At 51.8% G+C, this 19869-nt stretch carries 19 protein-coding genes; 7 read left to right on the top strand and 12 right to left on the bottom strand.

What is annotated here, in order from left to right; translation table 11 throughout:
• Positions 1–50: 50 nt before the first annotated feature.
• The gene (locus K1Y77_RS02775; RefSeq protein WP_030074781.1) at positions 51–989 is read left to right on the top strand and encodes a LysR family transcriptional regulator; all 939 of its coding nucleotides are present in this window, start codon (positions 51–53) and stop codon (positions 987–989) included.
• Here the strand turns inward: K1Y77_RS02775 and K1Y77_RS02770 are convergent.
• Both K1Y77_RS02770 and K1Y77_RS02765 read right to left on the bottom strand, forming a co-directional pair.
• Positions 952–2547: an ATP-binding protein gene (locus K1Y77_RS02770; RefSeq protein ID WP_030074779.1), complete on the bottom strand. Its 1596-nt coding sequence runs from the start codon at positions 2545–2547 to the stop codon at positions 952–954. The two genes, K1Y77_RS02775 and K1Y77_RS02770, sit on opposite strands and share 38 nt — an antisense overlap.
• A gap of 22 nt (positions 2548–2569) precedes the next feature.
• Positions 2570–3328, bottom strand: coding sequence for a winged helix-turn-helix domain-containing protein (locus K1Y77_RS02765; RefSeq protein ID WP_264018850.1), 759 nt, complete (start codon positions 3326–3328; stop codon positions 2570–2572).
• Between the two features lie 228 nt (positions 3329–3556).
• On the opposite strand from K1Y77_RS02765, the gene K1Y77_RS02760 reads away from it, so the two are divergent.
• Positions 3557–3679, top strand: coding sequence for a hypothetical protein (locus tag K1Y77_RS02760; protein WP_264018851.1), 123 nt, complete (start codon positions 3557–3559; stop codon positions 3677–3679).
• Between the two features lie 118 nt (positions 3680–3797).
• On the opposite strand, the gene K1Y77_RS02755 is transcribed toward K1Y77_RS02760, so the two are convergent.
• From K1Y77_RS02755 to K1Y77_RS02740, 4 genes are all read right to left on the bottom strand, one after another.
• Positions 3798–3977, bottom strand: coding sequence for a PLDc N-terminal domain-containing protein (locus tag K1Y77_RS02755; protein ID WP_030074777.1), 180 nt, complete (start codon positions 3975–3977; stop codon positions 3798–3800).
• Positions 3978–4049: 72 nt separating this feature from the next.
• A complete protein-coding gene (locus K1Y77_RS02750; protein ID WP_030074775.1) occupies positions 4050–4565 on the bottom strand; it encodes a retropepsin-like aspartic protease family protein in 516 nt (171 codons plus the stop codon).
• A 14-nt stretch (positions 4566–4579) separates the two neighbouring features.
• Positions 4580–5929: an MFS transporter gene (locus tag K1Y77_RS02745; protein ID WP_264430209.1), complete on the bottom strand. Its 1350-nt coding sequence runs from the start codon at positions 5927–5929 to the stop codon at positions 4580–4582.
• Positions 5930–6312: 383 nt separating this feature from the next.
• Positions 6313–7938, bottom strand: a complete 1626-nt coding sequence (locus tag K1Y77_RS02740) for a BCCT family transporter (RefSeq protein ID WP_264018852.1) — start codon at positions 7936–7938, stop codon at positions 6313–6315.
• 240 nt (positions 7939–8178) lie between these two features.
• Between K1Y77_RS02740 and K1Y77_RS02735 the strand changes: the two genes are divergently transcribed.
• On the top strand, positions 8179–8535 hold the full coding sequence (locus tag K1Y77_RS02735; RefSeq protein ID WP_030074770.1) for a hypothetical protein: 357 nt from the start codon (positions 8179–8181) through the stop codon (positions 8533–8535).
• A gap of 23 nt (positions 8536–8558) precedes the next feature.
• On the opposite strand, the gene K1Y77_RS02730 is transcribed toward K1Y77_RS02735, so the two are convergent.
• The 6 genes from K1Y77_RS02730 to trmB all read right to left on the bottom strand — a co-directional run bounded on the left by K1Y77_RS02730 (position 8559) and on the right by trmB (position 15570).
• Positions 8559–9452, bottom strand: coding sequence for an AEC family transporter (locus tag K1Y77_RS02730; protein WP_030074768.1), 894 nt, complete (start codon positions 9450–9452; stop codon positions 8559–8561).
• A 118-nt stretch (positions 9453–9570) separates the two neighbouring features.
• A complete protein-coding gene (gene glnE / locus K1Y77_RS02725; RefSeq protein ID WP_264430205.1) occupies positions 9571–12570 on the bottom strand; it encodes a bifunctional [glutamate--ammonia ligase]-adenylyl-L-tyrosine phosphorylase/[glutamate--ammonia-ligase] adenylyltransferase in 3000 nt (999 codons plus the stop codon).
• A 73-nt stretch (positions 12571–12643) separates the two neighbouring features.
• Complete coding sequence (locus K1Y77_RS02720) at positions 12644–13015, bottom strand: diacylglycerol kinase (protein ID WP_030074764.1); 372 nt, start codon at positions 13013–13015, stop codon at positions 12644–12646.
• Between the two features lie 28 nt (positions 13016–13043).
• The gene (gene dacB, locus K1Y77_RS02715) at positions 13044–14537 is read right to left on the bottom strand and encodes a D-alanyl-D-alanine carboxypeptidase/D-alanyl-D-alanine endopeptidase (RefSeq protein ID WP_264430203.1); all 1494 of its coding nucleotides are present in this window, start codon (positions 14535–14537) and stop codon (positions 13044–13046) included.
• 41 nt (positions 14538–14578) lie between these two features.
• Positions 14579–14908, bottom strand: coding sequence for a DMT family transporter (locus tag K1Y77_RS02710; protein WP_030074760.1), 330 nt, complete (start codon positions 14906–14908; stop codon positions 14579–14581).
• On the bottom strand, positions 14905–15570 hold the full coding sequence (trmB, locus tag K1Y77_RS02705; RefSeq protein ID WP_030074758.1) for a tRNA (guanine(46)-N(7))-methyltransferase TrmB: 666 nt from the start codon (positions 15568–15570) through the stop codon (positions 14905–14907). The genes K1Y77_RS02710 and trmB overlap by 4 nt, the downstream gene beginning before the upstream one ends.
• A 209-nt stretch (positions 15571–15779) precedes the next feature.
• Here trmB and K1Y77_RS02700 point away from each other — a divergent pair, with 209 nt between their 5' ends.
• The 4 genes from K1Y77_RS02700 (at position 15780) to K1Y77_RS02685 (ending at position 19788) form a co-directional block, all read left to right on the top strand.
• Entirely contained in the window at positions 15780–17666 is a 1887-nt protein-coding gene (locus K1Y77_RS02700; protein ID WP_035537023.1) for a beta-ketoacyl synthase, read from the top strand.
• Positions 17663–18157, top strand: a complete 495-nt coding sequence (gene coaD / locus K1Y77_RS02695; protein WP_030074754.1) for a pantetheine-phosphate adenylyltransferase — start codon at positions 17663–17665, stop codon at positions 18155–18157. The genes K1Y77_RS02700 and coaD overlap by 4 nt, the downstream gene beginning before the upstream one ends.
• Before the next feature lie 72 nt (positions 18158–18229).
• On the top strand, positions 18230–18478 hold the full coding sequence (locus K1Y77_RS02690) for a YfhL family 4Fe-4S dicluster ferredoxin (protein ID WP_030074752.1): 249 nt from the start codon (positions 18230–18232) through the stop codon (positions 18476–18478).
• Positions 18479–18489: 11 nt separating this feature from the next.
• Positions 18490–19788, top strand: a complete 1299-nt coding sequence (locus K1Y77_RS02685) for an MATE family efflux transporter (RefSeq protein ID WP_030074750.1) — start codon at positions 18490–18492, stop codon at positions 19786–19788.
• The last annotated feature ends 81 nt before the right edge of the window (positions 19789–19869 follow it).

Here is a 19869-nt window from a genome sequence, read left to right as displayed (position 1 = left end):
ATCATGAATCAAACTAAAGTTTTTAATACAAAACATGAAAAATACTCACAATGATTGAATTACGCCATTTGCGCACGCTGCTCGCCCTGCGGGAAACCGGTTCTTTAGTGGAGGCTGCTGAGCGGGTTCACCTAACCCAGTCGGCGCTTTCCCATCAGTTAAAAGATTTGGAAGGCCGCGTTGACAGCGCACTGTTTGTACGTAAAACACGCCCAGTGGAATTCACTAGAGCGGGGCTTCGCCTGTTGGCACTGGCAGATGAGATTTTGCCTGAAGTACGTAAGGCTGAGCGTGACTTAGCGCGCTTGGCAGGTACGGAGCAGGGTCGGCTGCATATGGCCATCGAGTGCCACAGCTGTTTCCAATGGCTGATGCCAACCGTGGATTACTTTCGCGATCACTGGCCAGAGGTCGAAATTGATATACCCAGTGGCCACCACTTCGACCCGCTGCCTGCCCTTGCTAGAGAGCAGTTAGACCTGGTGATCACCGCCGATCCTCAGCCATTGGAAGGAGTACACTACGCGCCGCTGTTTCGTTATGAAGGTCTGCTAGCGGTTGCTCGACAGCACTCTTTTGCAGGCCGTCCGTTTATCGAACCAAAAGCATTAGCCGAGGAAACACTAATCACCTATCCGGTCGAACACGCTCGGCTGGATGTGTTTACCCAATTTTTGGCTCCCGCCAATGTTCGACCAAAAGAAATCCGCACTGCAGAGCTCACCATCATGATGATGCAGCTCGTTGCCAGCGGTCGAGGCGTCTGTGCACTGCCCAACTGGGCACTCACCGAGTATTTAGAGCGGGATTATGTTAGCGCCGTAAAACTGGGCGAGAACGGCATTTGGAGCACGCTTTATGCCGCTATTCGAGAGGAGAATTTAGAAGCGCCTTGGATGCAGGACTTTTTGCGCACCGCTAAAGAGACCTCATTTGCAGTGCTATCAGGCATTAAGCCGGCGACTCGCGACGAGGAATCAGCAACGTAAAACGCGCGCCACCAAGTGTAGGGCTGGTATCAACAGTGACGCTACCCCCGTGGCCTGCCATAATTTTTTGCACAATGGACAGACCCAATCCATAACCACCAGAACTACGTGCGCGGCTATTATCGAGTCGAGCAAACGGCTTAAAAATATCACCGCGGGCCTCAGGCGGTATGCCGGGCCCATCATCTTCAATATCGATACGCACCAGGTGAGGTTCGTCACACAAACGAATCACGACGTGGGACTTGGCATGGCGGCAAGCATTGCTGACTAGGTTTTGCAGTGCGCGCTGTAAATAACGTGGCTCTGCGTAAAGTTCAACCTCTGAGTTGCTTTCTAACGTTAATGATAAACTTTGGTGAAGCGGTGACAGCGTATCAATAACGCGCTCGGCCATTGCCCGACACTCAACCAGCGCCATTTCCAACTCTACGCCATTAATGGATTCCCCTCCTAAACGCGCGTAGGTGAGAATTTCATCAACCAACTCGTCTAGCTCGGCGATATCAGCATCAATTCCCTGAAGCTGACGACGAATCGCAGGCTGATCCGTCATATCTTCGACCATTTGTACTGCAAAGCGTATGCGAGCGACCGGCGTGCGTAATTCATGAGACACTGCACGAATCATCTCTTGTTGGCCTCTTAGCAAACTTTGGACCTGATTCGCCATGCCATTAAAGGCCATGCCTACTCGACCTAAAAAATCACCGCTCTCTACTTTTACACGGGTTTCCAAACGGCCACTGGCGATTCTGGTTGCCGCTAGCTCTAAACGCGCCATGCGCGCTTCGATACTGCGCATAATTAAGTAAATAATCAGGCTGAGCACCACCATCAACCCTACCAGTAAAGGAAGGTGCAAGTTGACCGGCAGCGTATCACCGCGAGAGGTTGGACCAGCCTGTAACCATTGGTTCTCGCCTGGCAGTTGATAAATTAGCAACAAGGAAAGCTTATCCGAAACCAAACGCGTCAGCACACCTCCTAACGCGAGCTGAAACTGCTGCTCTGAGGTGAGCCCGTGAGGGGCAGTAACAAGCAGTGAAAGCGGCCAGCTGCCAGTGTTCAGAGAAGCCAAAGCGTCAGCTCTTGCTTCAGGAGGCATACTGGCAAGCCAGTCTCCAATCAATACCATACTGCCTTGCCACTGTTGCTCACTCCACGCGGCAAACGTCGCTTCTAGCATCCACTCATCATTGGGTATGCGTTGCCGCAGCTTCCAAGGGTCTCCGGTCACTAAAACGGACCCCCGCTCGACACGCGATCGTTCAAAGTAATTCAGCTCTGCATCTTCAATTCGTTGAAGTGAGAGTTGCATGCCGAGCTGTTCTGAAAAGCGCGCAAGTGAGGCTTCTCTTTCAGCCACTTGGCTTGACGCTAGCTGCTGCGTCATTAACGACATAGGTAACGCGGCGAGTTGTTCACGATAATCTTCGCGACGAACCTGCTCAATAAAAGAGCGCCCACCCAGCGCAATAAAAAACACGACGCAAAGTGCCAAGCCCAGCAGAAGATAAAATCTCAAAAAAGAACCGTGGCCCAACACTCGCCGCATACGGTTAACCTCGCTCGATTAATTAACTATCTTTAACAAAAAGGTAACCTTTGCTGCGCACCGTTTTAATGCGGTGTGGCTGATTAGGATCATCGCCTACTTTGGGACGAATACGCGATACGCGAACATCGATCGAACGATCCTGTCCATCGTATTTGATACCACGCAGCTCATTGAAAATTTCTTCGCGCGTCAAGACTCGCCCCGCGTTGCTTGCCAATAGCCACAGTAGATCAAACTCGGCACTGGTAAGGTCAATGCGCTCGCCAGAAAGCCACGCTTCGCGGGTGGCGTTATCTATCTCTAGATTTTCGAAGCGCAAGCGCATTTCACCACCGGGTGCAGGCGCATCCGCGCGACGAAGTAACGCCCGCATACGCGCTAAAAGCACACGAGGTTGAACCGGTTTAGGCACATAGTCATCAGCCCCCATCTCCAAGCCCAGCACTTGATCAAGATCATCAGTACGGGCCGTTAACATCATAATAGGGCCGGCAAAATTAGGCCGTACACGACGACAAATAGCCAAGCCATCTTCACCCGGTAGCATTAAGTCAAGAATCACCAAGTCAGGCTGAAGCGTTAAAATACGATCAACGCCTTTAGCCCCATCCGCCTCCAGCGTCACTTGAAAGCCATTCGCTTCTAGGTAGTCGCGAGTAAGCTCTGCCAAACGCTGGTCATCTTCAATAATCAACACATGATCTTGATCGGGATAATCTGGTGTTACGGCGTCTTGAGCCCCAAGCGCCTGAAATTGCTGTTCCAAGTGGTCTACCATCCTGTATGTTCACTCCGCTTAGGCAGTTTGTGTTATCACCCGCTCACCCTTACATAACCGCAGGCTGTAATATTTCCCAGGATACCTCAAAACCACTCAAACGCCTGCCCCTTGGCTATTTCCTAATCGTATATTCAATGATTTGCCTGCTAGGTACCTTGATTCTGAAGCAACCAAGCGCTAATGTGAGTTGGCTAACTGTCGGCAATCTGACAGGAGGAGGATTTCATGGGAAACAGCAAAGCCAAAAGTATTATCAAACGTGTTTATGTACCCACCCAAGTGCGCGACTTGCCTAATGGGGAAAAGCTAACGATTCCTGGGCATTACAAGGCACCTCCACGCGGGTAAAACGATTGATGCGCTCATCCACGTTGCGCTTCATTAAGTAACCTAATAGTTGGGTTACTAAAAAGGCAGCCCACCATAGTGGACTGCCTTTTATTATTTAGAGATAGCGTGTTGCTCGCTACCCTTTGGGACCAAGTAGAAACCACGCGATCAGCCCAACCAGTGGAAAAAACAATAACGCCAAGATCCACAATAGCTTTGCAAGGCCACTGGCTGAACTCTTAGCGACTTTAACAATGGCCCATATAACGATAATCAGCCAAATAAGACCCAGTAATCCACCTACTTCAATACCCATAACGACTCCTTAGCGGGTTTACTTCCATGAATTTTCAGCTAAGCACATCGTGCCGATGCCGACAAGTAAGTTTCACTCTTTAGGCAGGCTTAGCAGCATTTCTCCACTACGTATCTCAATCGTTAATAAATTAAGAAAACTCATGCCCAGCAGCACAGTGTCGTTCTCCATACCGGGGCTTATAGAGCCTTGCACATCATTCATACGTATGTTGCCTAAAACCACTTCATTTAACTGTGTCAACGTTCCCTCTGCACGCCCATTTGCAGTGTTAAACCATGCACTGCGCCCTGGCGACAACCCCAGCTCGCTAGCTAAGTTGCCGGGTACTGCAACATAGGTAGCTCCAGTGTCCAACAAAAATGTAACCGGTTTACCATTAATTTTACCTGGCGCTTCAAAATGGCCTGCACGGTTGCGCGTTAAACTAACAGGCCCATCCTCGGGAGAGGCATACATTACATGGGCATTCGGGGTCATTACCTTTTCAAAACCCCCATCCAGCAGCCATGTACCCCCGGCCAATAGTAGCATCCAAAAGAGTAGCATTAGGGCGATACCACCACGCTGCATAGCGAGGATTTTCATATGCCACCTCCGAGCTAAACGCTCCTTTCCCAGGCGAGTGCAGCATCGCGCCCCCGTTGTTCATTAACCACAGCGCATATCAGCATCGCGATAACAAACAGTGCCACACATAGTAGGATAGACGCTTGCAGACCAATTAACGTTTGCAAAACGCCTAGCATGACAATTCCAAATACCCCTGCCAATTTATTAGCAAGCCCCCAAAAGCCGAAAAACTCGGCGGACTTCTCCAGTGGCGAAAACAAGCCTACCAGCGCCCTGCTGGCTGACTGGCTAGACCCCAGGCTAAGACCTGCCAAACAGCCAACTACCAGGAAAACGTGCTGTGCCTGCCACTCTACGGCATAACGGCTATTCACCCAGTCGGTTAGCTCTGGCGTCGCCCATATTGCGATAATAGCGATGACCCAAAGTGCCAAGGTCATTTGATATGTGCGTTTAGCACCCAGCTTATCCTGTAGAAACCCGAACCCCAACGCGCCTGCCGCTGCCGTTACTTGCACAATAATAAACATAATATTGCGCACACCCTCTTCCCAACCAATTACTTGAGCGCCATAAATAAAGGCAAACGCAATAATGATGTAGACACCTGCCATCGAGAATAGCAGCGAGACTAAGAAGATGGTTAAGTCTTTAAAATAGCGCAGCTCGGCAAACGTTGAACGCACACGCTGCATCGCAATACGTCGATAGGAAACACCATGGGGCTGAGGAACACCACGCTCTTTCATCCACAGAAAAGTGGGTATAGCCGCCACCAAGAAAAAACCTGCAGCAAAGGGCCCCACCCAACGTATGCGCTCAAAGTTGTCGGCGGTGGCCTCCCCCAGCACCATCAGTGTAAAACCAGCAGCAAAAAGGCCTCCAATATAGCCAAGCGCCCAACCAAATCCTGAAATTTTACCTAGCGCATCAGGCGGCCCTAACTCTGGCAAAAAAGCGGCAATAAACGACTCACCCATCGAATAAGCGTAGTTTGACAGTATGATTAACAGCAGCCCCACCACCACATAGCCAGGCTCGACAAAGTACAGCATGGCAGTAGTTGCCACGGTAGCGAGGTAACTAATTAATAAAAAGCGCTTTTTTTCTGCTCGATAATCCATCACCGCGCCGCATAGCGGGGCAGTTAATACGACCATGAGATAGCTCAATGCCAACGCGAGACTCCACAAAAAATTCGCTAGGCGAAAGCCATCTCCTCGATCGCCTACAATGACCGTTGTGAAAAGCTCTCCAAACACAACGGTGATAATCAGCAAGGTGTAAGCTTGGTTGGCAAAATCAAACATTGCCCAGCCAAATATTTCACGTCGCGATGCGTAGGCGGGAGCAACCTTGGCGGGGTTAGCAGGCAGCATGCAGGCTCTCTCAAAAAGTGTGTAGTAGCGTCATCACCATATTAACGGCAGTTAGTTCATGACGATAAGATGGCATGTGTTTATTCAGAAAAGCGGCTTAACCGCGGTCGGGGCCTTAAAAACAAACGCTCGGCATAGCCGAGCGTAACGCGCTGATCGTTGTTGCTGAACCATCCATGGCAATCCAATTCATAGCAACCAGTGGGCTGCCACGGCCGCAGTACCCACCACCATCGCTGTGACCACAGCAACGGTGACAATGCGATCCAGCCAGCGATCAAAAACCACTCTTTTGGGCTTTTTCCTCGTGGCACCGTGGTGTCCTTGCCGGGCCATTAGCACGCCTTGTCCATGTGTGCGTTCCCTGTAAATAAGCGAATGATTTAGCTATTAATACGCCGATTGACGACGCTTGGAGCACGGCGTAGGCGCTCTTCTTCACCCAACTGCTCCGCTTCAAACGCATCGGCACCCACTGGCGTTTCCCCATGGCGACGATATAACTGCGTCAGCATCGCTTTGCGGTCAGCCCTTAGCTCGCGAACTAACACTACAATCATCATATACAAAATAAAGGTAAACGGTAATGCTGAAAGCACTGCTGCCGACTGGAGACCAGAAAGCCCCCCCGCCACTATTAACGTTAAGCAAATCGCCGCGATCAAAACTCCCCAAATAATGCGCTTGTATAGAGGTGGATTGATAGAACCGTTATCGGTCATTTGCGCCACGATATAAGACGCAGAGTCAGCTGACGTTACCAGGAAAATAAAGATAAGCATCATAGCTACTACCGACAATACCCCGGTGAAAGGCATCAGCTCGAACATCTCGAATAACGCTACGGTAATATTGGCTTCAGTAGCGGCCGCCAACCCTACATCACTGCCCGACATTTCCAAATTAAGCGCAGCACCGCCAAATACGCCAATCCATAAACAGGCCAATAGCGGCGGCACAAACAGTACGCCAAAGACATACTCCTTAATCGTACGACCTCGAGAAACCCGTGCCACAAAGGTACCGACAAAGGGAGACCAGGCAATCACCCATGCCCAATAGAAGATAGTCCAGCTGCTCGCCCACTCGTTATCGCTATAAGGGGAAATCCGCAGACTCATACCGATAAAATTTTGTAAGTAATCACCAATACCTAAGGTAATAGTCTCTAAAATAGCAACGGTAGGGCCGGTAATTAACACATATAGCATCAAGCCAATACATAAAATCATGTTTAGGTTTGATAATCGCTTAATCCCTTTATCCAAGCCTGACCAGGTCGATGCCATATAAGCACAGAACATGACAAACAGAATAACAAACTGCCAAAAGCCATTTTCCGGCAAACCGAACACCGCATTAAGGCCACCATTCATTTGCAACACACCTAAACCAAGCGAAGTGGCAACCCCCATAACGGTGGCAACCACGGCAAAAATATCCAACCATGATGCGTAAGGGCGAACGCGGGGATGTTTAGCCGTCACCGAAGAGAGTACAGAAGACACCAGCCCGGCTTGCCCTTTCCGAAATTGAAAGTAGGCAATAATCAAGCCCACAACAGAAAACGCCGCCCACTGGTGGATGCCCCAGTTAAAGTAGCTGTATTGGATGGCATAGCGTGCGGCAGCATCCGTTTCGGCAGGAACATCGCCATAAGGGGGATTAATATAGTGAGTCATTGGCTCAGCCATCCCATAGAACACCAGCCCGACGCCAAAACCGGCAGCCAGCAACATGCTAATCCAAGAGAAAAAACTGTAGCTAGGCGTGCTATCTTGAGGGCCAAGACGCACTTTTCCGTACTTACTCAGTGCAAGTCCGATCAAAAAAACCACAAAACCAAATACTGAAAATAAGTAAAACCAGCCAAACAGCTCAGTAATTGATGTAAGCGCTGCTTGGGCTGCATTACCAAAGCCTTCTGGAAATGCAGCGCCAATAATAACTAAGCCGAATATAATGATCGCTGATGCGACAAAAACCGACTTACCGCCATGATTTGCCATATAACCATCCTGTTAGATGAGCGTTGTGTACCATAATGCAAACGGTACAGATAAATGCTGGCATTATGAAATACCGAATGTATACCAGTTACTTAACATCAAACGTACCAAGTTAGGCCATTAACCTAACATAGGCATATAACGGGTTGCCGCCCCCAAAATAAAGAAATGTTAACCCAGGCCAGGAACTTGACACCCCGTCTGTGTTCCAACAAATGCATACGAACGATGGAGGCTTTCATGCCGCAAATGAATCGCGATCAACGCAATGCCGCGTGGCAAGCTGCTAACCAGTGGCGTGCACGGGCAGCCCAAACCCAGCCAACTGGTCTAATGGGTAGCTTTAAACTGCTACTAACATGGCTAGCGTTTGGAGCGCTGATGATCGTTGGTGTCGTGCTCGGACTTTTTTTCCTGCTTATCGGATGGGCAATGATGCCTTTTGTCCGCCATAAAATGAAAAAACGCATGGAGCAAATGCGCGCTGACCATGCTCAGGATATCGGTGGTGGTTACGCTCACAGTGATGCATCTAAGGGCCAGTACGATGCACTAGAAGGTAGTTACGAAGTTAAAGACGAACACCGCCGTTCTTAATCAACCGTTGAATATCGCCGCTGTTAAGGCGGCGCTTGTATCCAGGCAAATGCCGCTGCTAATGTCAGCGGCATAACGATTAAGCTACCTAAATTGCCGATCAGCACCAATGAAGCCACTTTTTGTGGGGCGAGTTTATACTGCTCTGCCACTAAGTAATTCAGAACTGCAGGTGGCAGTGCAGCAAACACCAGTAGCACGGCCGTTTGTAGCGGATTTAACGGCAGTAACCACATGAGTGGAAGTGCGATCACTATGCCAGAAAGCGGACACAGCACCGCGCCTAACAGGCCAGTCCGCCAGTCACTAAAGTCAATTTCTAGTAGCCGAACGCCCAGCGCGAACAGCATCAGTGGAATACAGATACCACCAAGCATATGCATTGCTTCCAACAACCAGCTCGGCAGCGGCACGCTTCCCACATTAACTACCAACCCTGCTAGGCTTGCAGCAACAATGGGCATGCGTAACAGTCGCCAAAGTGACGTGCGTGGGTCCAACATATAAAGACCCACTGAGAAGTGCAGTAGCATCTCGACAATAAACACGACCACTGCGGCTGGCAGCACCTCTGGCCCAAAGGCAAGCACCAATAGTGGCACCCCCATATTGCCAGAGTTATTAAACATCATTGGCGGCAAAAACACTTTTGTATCCAGCGACAGCCATTTAGCTACCGGCCAAAGCACCAAACCAGACCCAAGCACTACGGCCACCGCCGCAATGGCAAGCCACGCATAATCTGCTAAAGGGGCTTGGCGATCTGCCAGCACAGCAAATACCAGCAGTGGAACAAATAGCTCCATATTGAGCGTATTGAGACTACGAATATCAGGGTTACGGTAACGCCCATAGACCGCACCACAGCCAGCAATTAAGAACACCGGTAACAAAGTGGCAAGAATATGACCGATCATGCGCCCTCCGCCGATCGGAGGGCGTAAAGACGAACTGTAGCTGGCATAGGGAGTACATCCTTATTGTTATCAGGCTATCTTCCCTATCGATGCTACTGAAAAACACTCACCTCGCCAATCAAGGTTCAAGAAAACGCTGCCAAAGTGCGATAACCACATCACGATGGGCTTTGAATGCCTGTGCATCAACGATGGTTTTTTCCCCAGTTAACGCCGCACGATGGGTATGGCTACGATAAGCGAGATACGCTTCCCGAAGCTGCTCCGCTTCTGACTCGGTGAGATGCCCACTCTGCGCGAGAGTTTCTAAAATGCGGATATTATCGCTATACGTTATTAATGCAGGTGTGTCGTGAGCGAGTGATAACACTGCGTACTGGCAGAGAAATTCGATATCGACCATGCCTCCCGCATCATGCTTCAGGCTAAACACTTCCCCTTCTGCATTATCTGGCTGTCCTTTTGAACCCTGACCTTTTGAACCCTGCCCTTTTGAACCAAGGTGATCACGCATTTTATGGCGCATGTTAACAACATCGTCTCTCAGAGCGTGTGGGTCACGCTCACGACACAACATTTCACCACGGATTGCATCAAATTTTTCCGCAAGCTTAGTATTTCCTGCTACGACGCGAGCGCGTACTAACGCCTGATGTTCCCAGGTCCAGGCGTTTTGGCGCTGATACTCTGCAAAGGCATCTAATGAGGTAACCAACAAACCTGCGTTGCCCGAGGGGCGCAGGCGCATATCCACTTCGTAGAGACTACCCGCCGGAGTTATGGCCGTTAATAGATGAATAATGCGCTGGCCTAATCGCGTAAAAAAGACTGGCGTATCAATAGGCCTAGCGCCATCGGTGACTCCCTTCCCATCACTATCATGAAGAAAAACCAAGTCCAGATCAGAGCCATAACCAAGCTCAATGCCCCCCAGCTTGCCATACCCTACAATCAGAAACGCTGGCTCCTGTGTATTGAGACCTTCTGGCACACCATGTTTACGCGTGACATGTTTCCATGCCATCGCTAGCACGGCATCCAAAATAACTTCAGCGATATACGTTAAGTAGTCGCTCACCTTCATCAAATGGCGTGTTCCGGCGATATCCGAGGCAGCAACGTGAAGCATCTGCGCATGCTTAAACACGCGAAGTGCTTCCAGCTGCGCCTCATCATCATCTTCTGGCAAGCGGCTCAACGTTTGGCGTAGCTCGTCTGCCAAACGTGACTTGTCAGCGGGGGTGTAGAGCGTGTCCGGCGTTAGTAGCTCATCAAGCAGGATGGGGTAGCGCGCCAGCTGTTCAGCAATCCAGTGACTGGACGAGCACAGTTTCATTAGGTGTTCAAGCGCTTGGGGATTTTCACGCAGCAGTGCAAGGTAGGCGGTACGCCTTAACACTGATTCGATCAACGGTTGAACGCCGCTAAGCGCGTTATCCGGTAAGTCACTTTCCGCAACCGCAACCAGCAGTAGTGGCATAAGCGCATCAAGCCGTTCAAAGCCAATACGCTGCATACTTTGTACCTGGCGGGAGTGGTAAAGACCATGCAGTCGTTTAAGCGCTTTCGCAGGTTCAAGAAAACCGGCATCAGTCAACAATGCTAACGCTTCTTCTTGCTCTAGCTCGCCGCGCCACAGTAACCGCCACTGCGACAGGCCAAGATTGTCGTCGCTGCTTTCTGAATCGCTATCCTCTTCTGGATCCGCGATCACTGCATCAAAGTGCTGACGGACGCGTTCGCGCACTTCATCCAACTGCGCGATGAGCCCAGGCCAGTCTTCATGCCCCAAGGCAAAAGCGACCCGTTCACGGTCTTCATCATCAACGGGGAGCGTTTGGGTTTGGCGGTCTTCTAGCGCCTGAATAGCGTGCTCCACATCACGAAGATACGCATAATCCGGCAGCAGATCGTCAACGACCGTTTGGGGTAATAGCCCCAGCTCGGGCAGCCGGTTCAGGGCAGTCTTAAGCGACGTCACTTGAAGCTCGGTATCGCGCCCACCGCGAATCAACTGAAACGCCTGTACCACAAACTCAACTTCTCGGATTCCACCAGGGCCTAGCTTGATATTACTTTGCATACCCTTGCGCTTTACCTCGCGATTGATCATCGCCTTGAGTTCACGTAGCGACTCAATTGCACCAAAATCCAGGTAGCGGCGGTAAACAAACGGTCTGAGACTAGCGAGCAGCTCATGCCCCCCGTCAATATCTCCTGCGACGGGGCGAGCCTTGAGCATGGCATAGCGCTCCCACTCACGGCCCTGGTCTTGATAGTAACTGGAAAGCATCGAAAAACTGCCCACCAGTGGGCCACCGTCTCCCAGTGGGCGTAGGCGCATATCGACTCGAAAGACAAAACCGTCGGCCGTCATGGCATCTAAAGCAGCAATCAGCTTCTGGCCAAGCTTGGTGAAATACTCCTGGTGTTCAAGAGGCTTACGCCCCCCTTCGGTCTCGCCTTTTTCAGGAAAGGCGAAGATCAGGTCGATATCAGATGAGAGATTGAGCTCTCCCGCGCCGAGCTTACCCATGCCTAGTACGACAAGCCGCTGATCCGAGCCGTCCGCGCGCGTCGTAGGCACCCCCCAGCGAGGGGCATAAAAACGCTCAAGCCAGCTTAGCGCAGCTTCAATACAAATTTCCGCCAGCCACGAGACCGCCTGAGCGGTGTCCCACATGGTGTAACCGTCAGGGCGATTCAGGTCACGCCATACAATGCCAAGCATGCGGGCACGACGAAAACGGCGGATAGCACGATGCATAGCCTCTTCTTCATCGGCATTCTCCAGCGCATCATCCAACCAGCTTGCTTGCATTTCTTTACTTGCCGTCGCATCCAGCTCACCAGCCACATCCAAATCAATTAGCCAGTGGGGAAAGCGCGCTAAGGTATCTAGGGCAAAGCTTGAGATAGAAACGACTTTCGCTAACGCTTCACGGCGCGTGTTGGAAAGTGCCTCCCAACTGCTAGAAGGCAACGGTTGCTTGGTCATTGAGGCAATATTATCAGCTTGGCTAAGCGCTTCACTTAACCGCTGCCATGCACGCTGTGCAGAAGGCCTAAGCGCTATTGGCAACTCATCCTGGGGTAAAAACGCGTCGTTTAACTGCATAACCACCTCTCCGCCAAGCATCTATTATGTTTGTTAATGGAGCTAACCACTGTATGAGTTGCGTGGCAGCAAATTAGCCCATCAGTTTTTGCCAGCCTAACAGCCCCCAGGTTAAGCCTGCCATGATCAACGACAGCATAACCGCCGCCGAGCCAATATCTTTAGCACGCCCTGAAAGTACGTGATGCTCGGTGCCAATGCGGTCAACAACATTCTCGATGGCACTATTAAGCAGCTCCACAATTAGCACAAGAAACAGGCTGCCAACCAGCAGCAGCCAGCTAATAGGCCCTTCTCCAATCCACCAAGCCAGCGGCAGCAATACCGCTGCAATAACCACTTCTTGTCGAAACGCAGCTTCATTTCTGAAAGCGGCTTTTAGCCCTTTCCATGAATAGCGCGTTGAGTGCAGTAAATGGGTTAATCCCGTATGTCCTGGCTTCATGCCCGTTGCCTCGGCGGTAAAGTTAAGATTAATTAGCCAATATCATCGCATCTAAATCCAGCGACAGCGGATCTAACACCTCGGGCCAACTAAGATAAGGGGTGCTGCCGCTACCGTTAACTAGCACACTAAACACGCCCCAACGCCCCTGAGAAGTACGGAAATAGCCCGCGACAGCACGAACAGCAAACGGCTGATTGAGCGTACCTGTTTTCAACATGACGTTATTCTGGAAGGTCGGTGAACCACGGCGAATAAAGCGCATAACCCCATTGGCGGGCGATTGAAAGGAAGCAACAAAGCTAGGGAACAAGGCACTTTGGTGAAACATGTCCTCCAACATCACATTGACACCATGAGCGGAGGTACGGTTATCCGTCGTCAACCCACTACCGCTATGTAACGTCAGCGGCCCGTGGCCAGACAAGCTCTGCGCATAGGCTTCTATCGCCTGTCCTGCCTGGCGCAGTTGCGCCTGGGGTGTTTCCACCAGATTCAGCGCCAGCACATCAGCCATGTAATTATTAGAGTAGTTCATGGTACGTAGCAGCAGCTCCTGGAGCGGTTTACTATCCACTGCCGCTAAACGCTGTGCACTGCTAGGTGGTTGTGTTGAACTAACCCGCCATGGGTCACGCACGCTGACACCTGCCTGATTTAGCATGCTCAACAATACTTGTGCCGTTTTCTCTGCTGCATCGCCGGCGCCACGGTAAACATCACGGGCGGAAGCATTGGTTGAAATCTGCCCAGTGAGGCGCAGGACATCACCACGCTCGTCGGTAATGCGCTCTGCACTGATGTCAGTGCCGCTATTTGCCGGGCGCGTGATAACTTGGTTATCAATCGCAACTAGCGGCGCCTGACTATCGCATAATCCCACGCGTGCAGGCTCTCCCGCTGCTGCCGCAGGGGCTATATTGGCGCACCAGCTACCAAAGTTGACACCTGCCGAGGTGAGCGGCGCACTGTAAGCGTTGGTGACACGGGTACGTGCATTACAACGGTCTGTGGTAATACACTCCACAGGACCAAAGCGCCACTGACTAACAATCAACGCGCCATCCACTTCGCGCACACCGGCCAGCTGCAGGCGCTGAACTAACCGCCAAAGGTCTTCAGTAGTCAGTCCTGGATCCCCCCCACCTTCGAATACCAAGTCGCCGCGCAACACGCCATTTTCCACGTTGCCTGTGCTGACGAGTTGGCTGGTAAAGCGATGCTGGGGCCCAAAACGATTGAGTGCCGCAGCAGACAGATAGGCTTTAGTGACCGAAGCTGGCGACAGCTGACGATCAGGGTTTAGGCTACCCAATAATGCATTACTGCCGGTATCCGCATCGAGTAAGCGCGCTTCAGCGCTAATAGAGAAACCTTTGCTTTCTAGCTGACCAAGGCGGCTGAAGTCGGCATACAGTGCTGGGCTTGCACACAATACAGTGCTGGCTACACCAATGACTAACGCCCGACGCCAGCGGCATATGGATGATTTAACCAAATGATTAACCGCTGAAAACTTCATATCCGAGCACTTAATATCTGAGCACGTCACGCTTACCTTCCTCAATGCACGTTCATTTTTGAAAAGACTTGAAGTACGACTACTCCAGCCACGATCAAACTAATGCCAATAACGGCGGGTAAATCAGGTTTTTCGCCGAAAACCACAATACCAACCAGCGTGACCAATACGATGCCCAAACCTGCCCAAATGGCGTAGGCAATACCCACAGGCAAGGTCCGTAACACGAGGCTCAACAAATAAAACGCTACGCCGTAACCAACAACAACCATGACGCTTGGAAGCGGTCGCGTGAACCCCATTGAAGACTTGAGAGCACTAGTAGCGATAACTTCGGCAACAATAGCCAGCACTAGATATACAAACGTCATGTCCGCTCCAATTCAATCTGCAACTGCCAAAGCGCTTGCCCGCTTTGATCATACTTTGCTTCAAATGGCGTTAAATAGCTGCCGTTAGGAGCCAACGAGGCAATCAATGCCTGCTTACCCGTTACCAGAGCGGTCGCCAGAGCAAACTCTTCCACATATAACTGCCAGTTGGTTCGCACTTCTAAATGCCCACCAAGGGCTAGCAGTGTGGGGAAAACAGGATGTCCATGCCAGCGCATTTTTAAATGCGCTGCTTTTGGGTAAGGGTTGGGGTAAAGCAGATAGTGGCGCTCGGGCGCCCAGTTTGCTTGTTCAGCTAGACGCCAGAAATCGACAAGGTCAGCCCGCACCAACAGCGCGTTAGTAGGCAGCTCACCATGATCTCGACGTAGCCGATCCTCGCTGCGGTCGATGCCGATCACCGCATGCGCTGGAAACCTCTCTGCTAAGCGGCGGGTCGAAAGACCCACGCCGCAACCAGCGTCTAAAATCAACGGCGCTTGCTGATTTATTAACCACGTTTGGGCGTATTGAAACGCTTGTTGCGTATGCGCAGCGATTGGCTTCCGCAGCGGGTTTTCCAAGGCACGTGCCACCCGGCGTGCCACATCTTGATGCGGGCCTGGCTGATTGGAAACCACGGGTCGTGATGTATGCTGCATGCCATCCCCTGCTTAAAAAAAACGTGATTCTACCAGTCTACCGCGCACGCGGCATGACGCCGTTGTATGCCCGGTGCTATGATCACGCCCAAGCGTATTATTAAGCTCAGATGAGCAGCACTTTTTTGCTACGCCTCTGACAATAACTGTTACTAAAACCACCGCACCACGAGGAACCCGGCTTGTCACACTTACCGGTGATTGTCGGCATGGGCGGCATCAATCCCGCCGGCAGAACCTCGGGCCATCAGGCCTTCCGCCGCACCGTGCTTGATGCTCTTCCAGCTGACCAACAGCGCCAAACACTGGCAAGCTTGGCAGCGCTAATGCGCCTTGCCGAGCATTACGATAACGGCGGGCATGATAGTGCTGGCCAGGCCATTGCCCCTGCCGCTCAAACCCTGCGCGATCATGTGCTTAATCACACATTGATTCGGCGCAACGAAGACCCGCGCTTTCTCGCTCCCGGCTTGCCAGCCAACCGACGGGCAGAAATGACGCTAACCGAGCCGATGCGCTTTACCTTGCGCCGCCGCCAGCTTCCCGAACAGTTACCTGAAGGATGGCAGGTAGAGGACCTTGATGCGAAGGAAGTCGCTGTCACCGTGCCTGCGGGAAACTTTAGTGCCCTACTGCCTGACGCCTTAGAACCAAAGGTGCGTGCGGCTGCCCAACTGCCCAGTGGCTTCGACCCCGCCAGCCTTTACCGCAGCGTGCATCATCCACGCGGGCTGTCTATGGCAATATTTGCTGCTAGTGACTGCCTAGGTGCTAGCGGGCTCGCTTGGGAATCGATTCGCCAACGGCTAGACCCTGACCATATTGCGGTATACGCGGGCAACTCCATCGGCCAGTTGGATGAGCAAGGATGGGGGGGGTTGCTCAAGAGCTTGGTTAGCGGTCAGCGCGCTACCTCTAAGCAAATGCCGCTAGGCTATGGGCAAATGCCTGCCGACTTCCTCAATGCCTATGTATTAGGCAGCGTGGGTAGTACTGGTGCAGCCTTAGGTGCCTGCGCCAGCTTTTTATATAATCTGCGCCTGGGTATTGATGACATCCGTGCCGGACGATGCCGGGTCGTTATGGTAGGCACCGCCGATGCGCCAATCACCCCCGAAATCATCGAAGGCTTTCGTGCCATGGGCGCATTGGCCGATGATGCCAGTCTGAAAGCACTGGATTCTTTAGAGCTGCTTACCAACGCCGACTACCAGCGCGCATGTCGCCCATTCGCGCGTAACTGTGGCTTCACCATGGCGGAAGCGAGCCAGTTCGTGCTGTTAATGGACGATGCGTTAGCGCTTGAATTAGGGGCGGATATTTTAGGTGCGGTGCCCGATGTATTCGTTAACGCCGACGGTTTTAAGCGCTCTATTTCCGCCCCCGGCATTGGCAACTACATCACCTTAGGTAAAGCCGCCGCTTTAGTAAAAGATATGCTGGGCGAAAAAGCGCTCAAAGAGCGTACCTTCCTGCATGCCCATGGCACCAGCACCCCTAAAAACCGTACTACCGAATCCCATGTTTTCGATGAAATTGCCCGCGCAAATGGTATCGAGAACTGGCCAGTGGTCGCCATTAAAGCATTTATCGGCCACTCCCAAGGGTCTGCAGCAGGCGACCAACTGGTAAGTGCACTGGGTAGCTTTGCCCATGGGCTGCTGCCCGGCATTCCCACCTTGGATGCAGTCGCGGATGATGTATTCGCTAAGCGGCTTCGCTTTTCTACCACCCCAGTGGCGTTTGACGCCGATGCCGCTTTTATTAATGCCAAAGGGTTTGGCGGCAATAATGCCACCGGCGTAGTGCTCTCTCCCCAGGTCACCGAGCGCTTGCTCATCAAACGTCATGGTAGTGCAGCTATCAACGCTTGGAAAACACGCCGAGAAGCTGTTCGAGCAAATGCTGAGGCTTATTTAGAAAGTGCTGACCGTGGGCACTATGCGCCTCGCTATCAGTTCGGTGAGGCGGTACTCGAAGGCCCAGAGCTTGAGATTCATGCCGACCGTATTCATATTCCAGGTTATGAACACGCCGTTTCGCTCACGGCGGACAACCCTTTCGGTCAGCTTGACGAACAGGAGACACCAAAATGAGCGATCAACGTGTAAACATTGCTGTTTACCCTGGCACTTTTGACCCTATCACCAACGGCCACTTTGACCTTATTGAGCGCGGTGCGCGGATGTTCGATAAGGTAGTTATTGCGGTCGCAGCCAGCCCCGGCAAGCGGCCTAGCCTTGAGCTAGAAACTCGCATCGCGCTGGCCAAAACAGTGTGTGCTTCGCTACCTAACGTAGAGGTCATCGGCTTTTCAACACTGTTGACTACCATGATGCATGAACAGGGAGCCACCATTATTCTACGTGGCCTACGGGCTGTCTCGGATTTCGAATACGAACTACAGCTAGCCAATATGAATCGTGCGCAAAACCCTGAACTTGAGAGCGTATTTCTCACCCCAGCGGTGGAAAACTCCTATATTTCGTCCACTATTGTGCGTGAAATCGCCAAGCTGGGCGGCGATATTTCACCGCTTGTTCATCCGCAGGTCGCAGAGGCACTGCGTAAGCACTACACTATCTAGCTATCGATAATGTTGAGTAAAACGCTCAGGTATATCACTACCTGGGCGTTAAGCCATTCGTGAGGTATGCCCATGGCCCTAATGATCACCGACGAATGCATTAACTGCGACGTCTGCGAACCTGAATGCCCCAATGACGCCATCTCTCCTGGTGATGAGATTTACGTTATTGATCCCAATTTATGCACAGAATGTGTAGGGCACTTTGATGAGCCCCAGTGCCAACAAGTGTGTCCAGTGGACTGTATTCCTCTCGACCCAGAGCGTCCCGAAAGCCACGAGAAGCTCATGGAGAAATACCGCATTATTACTGCGGCCTAGAGCCCTAAGACGTGCGTATTTGGACCCTTGCTTGGCCCATTATTCTTTCGAATATAACCGTTCCCTTATTGGGCCTGGTTGATACGGCGGTCGTCGGGCATCTGCCCGACTCTCGCTATTTGGCTGCCGTGACCCTCGGTGCAACGCTATTTAGCTTCCTCTACTGGGGATTTGGTTTTCTACGCATGGGCACCACCGGCCTAGTGGCCCAGGCAATTGGGCGCGAAGCGCATAGCGATGTGCGCAACTTGCTAGGTCAGTCACTCATTATGGCGTTCGTTATTGGCGCACTGCTGATTATCTTTGGCTCGCCGCTGATTTCGCTCGGCCTATGGCTGTTAGATGGCAGCGAAGCGGCGACGCCACTGGCACGTGAGTATGCTGAAATACGGCTTTGGTCAGCCCCGGCAGTGCTTGCGAACTACGCCATCCTCGGTTGGTTTTTGGGCCAACAGAATGCCCGCGTCACGCTAATGATTTTAGTGCTGACCAACAGCGTCAATATCGTGCTCGATCTTTGGTTTGTGGTGGGGCTAGGAATGACCAGCGGCGGCGTTGCCCTGGCCAGCGTAATTGCCGACTATAGCGCGCTCACCTTTGGTGGCTATTTAGTCCTACGCCAGCTTGGCCATCTGGAAGGCTGCTTTCAACGGCAGCGTCTTTTGGTGCTGTCAGCCTATTCAGCGCTATTTAGTGTTAACGCCAATTTGTTTGTGCGCACCTTAGGGCTGCTGTTTGCCATGGCCTTTTTTACCGCTCAAGGAGCGCGCCAGGGCGACACTGTATTAGCCGCTAATGCCGTGCTGTTGCAATTTATTATGCTGACTAGCTATGCACTCGATGGCTTCGCCCACGCGGCGGAATCGCTGGTGGGGCGCGCCTATGGGCGCCGAGACTGGGGTGAATTTGCCGCAACCGTTCGAGCGGCTGCGCGTTTCTCGTTATGGACAGCCACGGCAGCCACCCTTGCCTTCGCATTAGGCGGAAATTACTTAGTCGCCCTGCTGACAGGGCTAGCAGAAGTTCGTGCTACCGCCGCGAGCTACCTGCCGTGGATGATAGTGATGCCATTGATTGCCGTATGGAGCTATTTACTCGACGGCGTCTTTATTGGCACTACCGCCGTGCGCGAAATGCGCAACAGCATTTTTACCGGTTTAGCAGTTTACTTACCTGCTTGGTGGCTTTTTCAAGGGCTTGGCAACCATGGTTTGTGGCTAGCCTTTTCGCTCTTTATGCTCACACGCTCAGCGGTACTGATTGCCTACTATTACCACTATCGCCAACGCCATTGGTGCCCTCAAAATTAAAGCTTCCTATCGTGAAACCTACAACGCTAATCGCATGGCTCCGTTCCACCGTTGAAGCCCATCACGCTTAGTAGTTGCCAA

Origin of the sequence: Halomonas qaidamensis, assembly GCF_025917315.1 — a bacterium.
GTDB classification, from domain to species: Bacteria; Pseudomonadota; Gammaproteobacteria; order Pseudomonadales; family Halomonadaceae; genus Vreelandella; species Vreelandella qaidamensis.
Note: the sequence above shows the minus strand (reverse complement) of the source record. Positions and strands in the feature narration are given on the sequence as shown.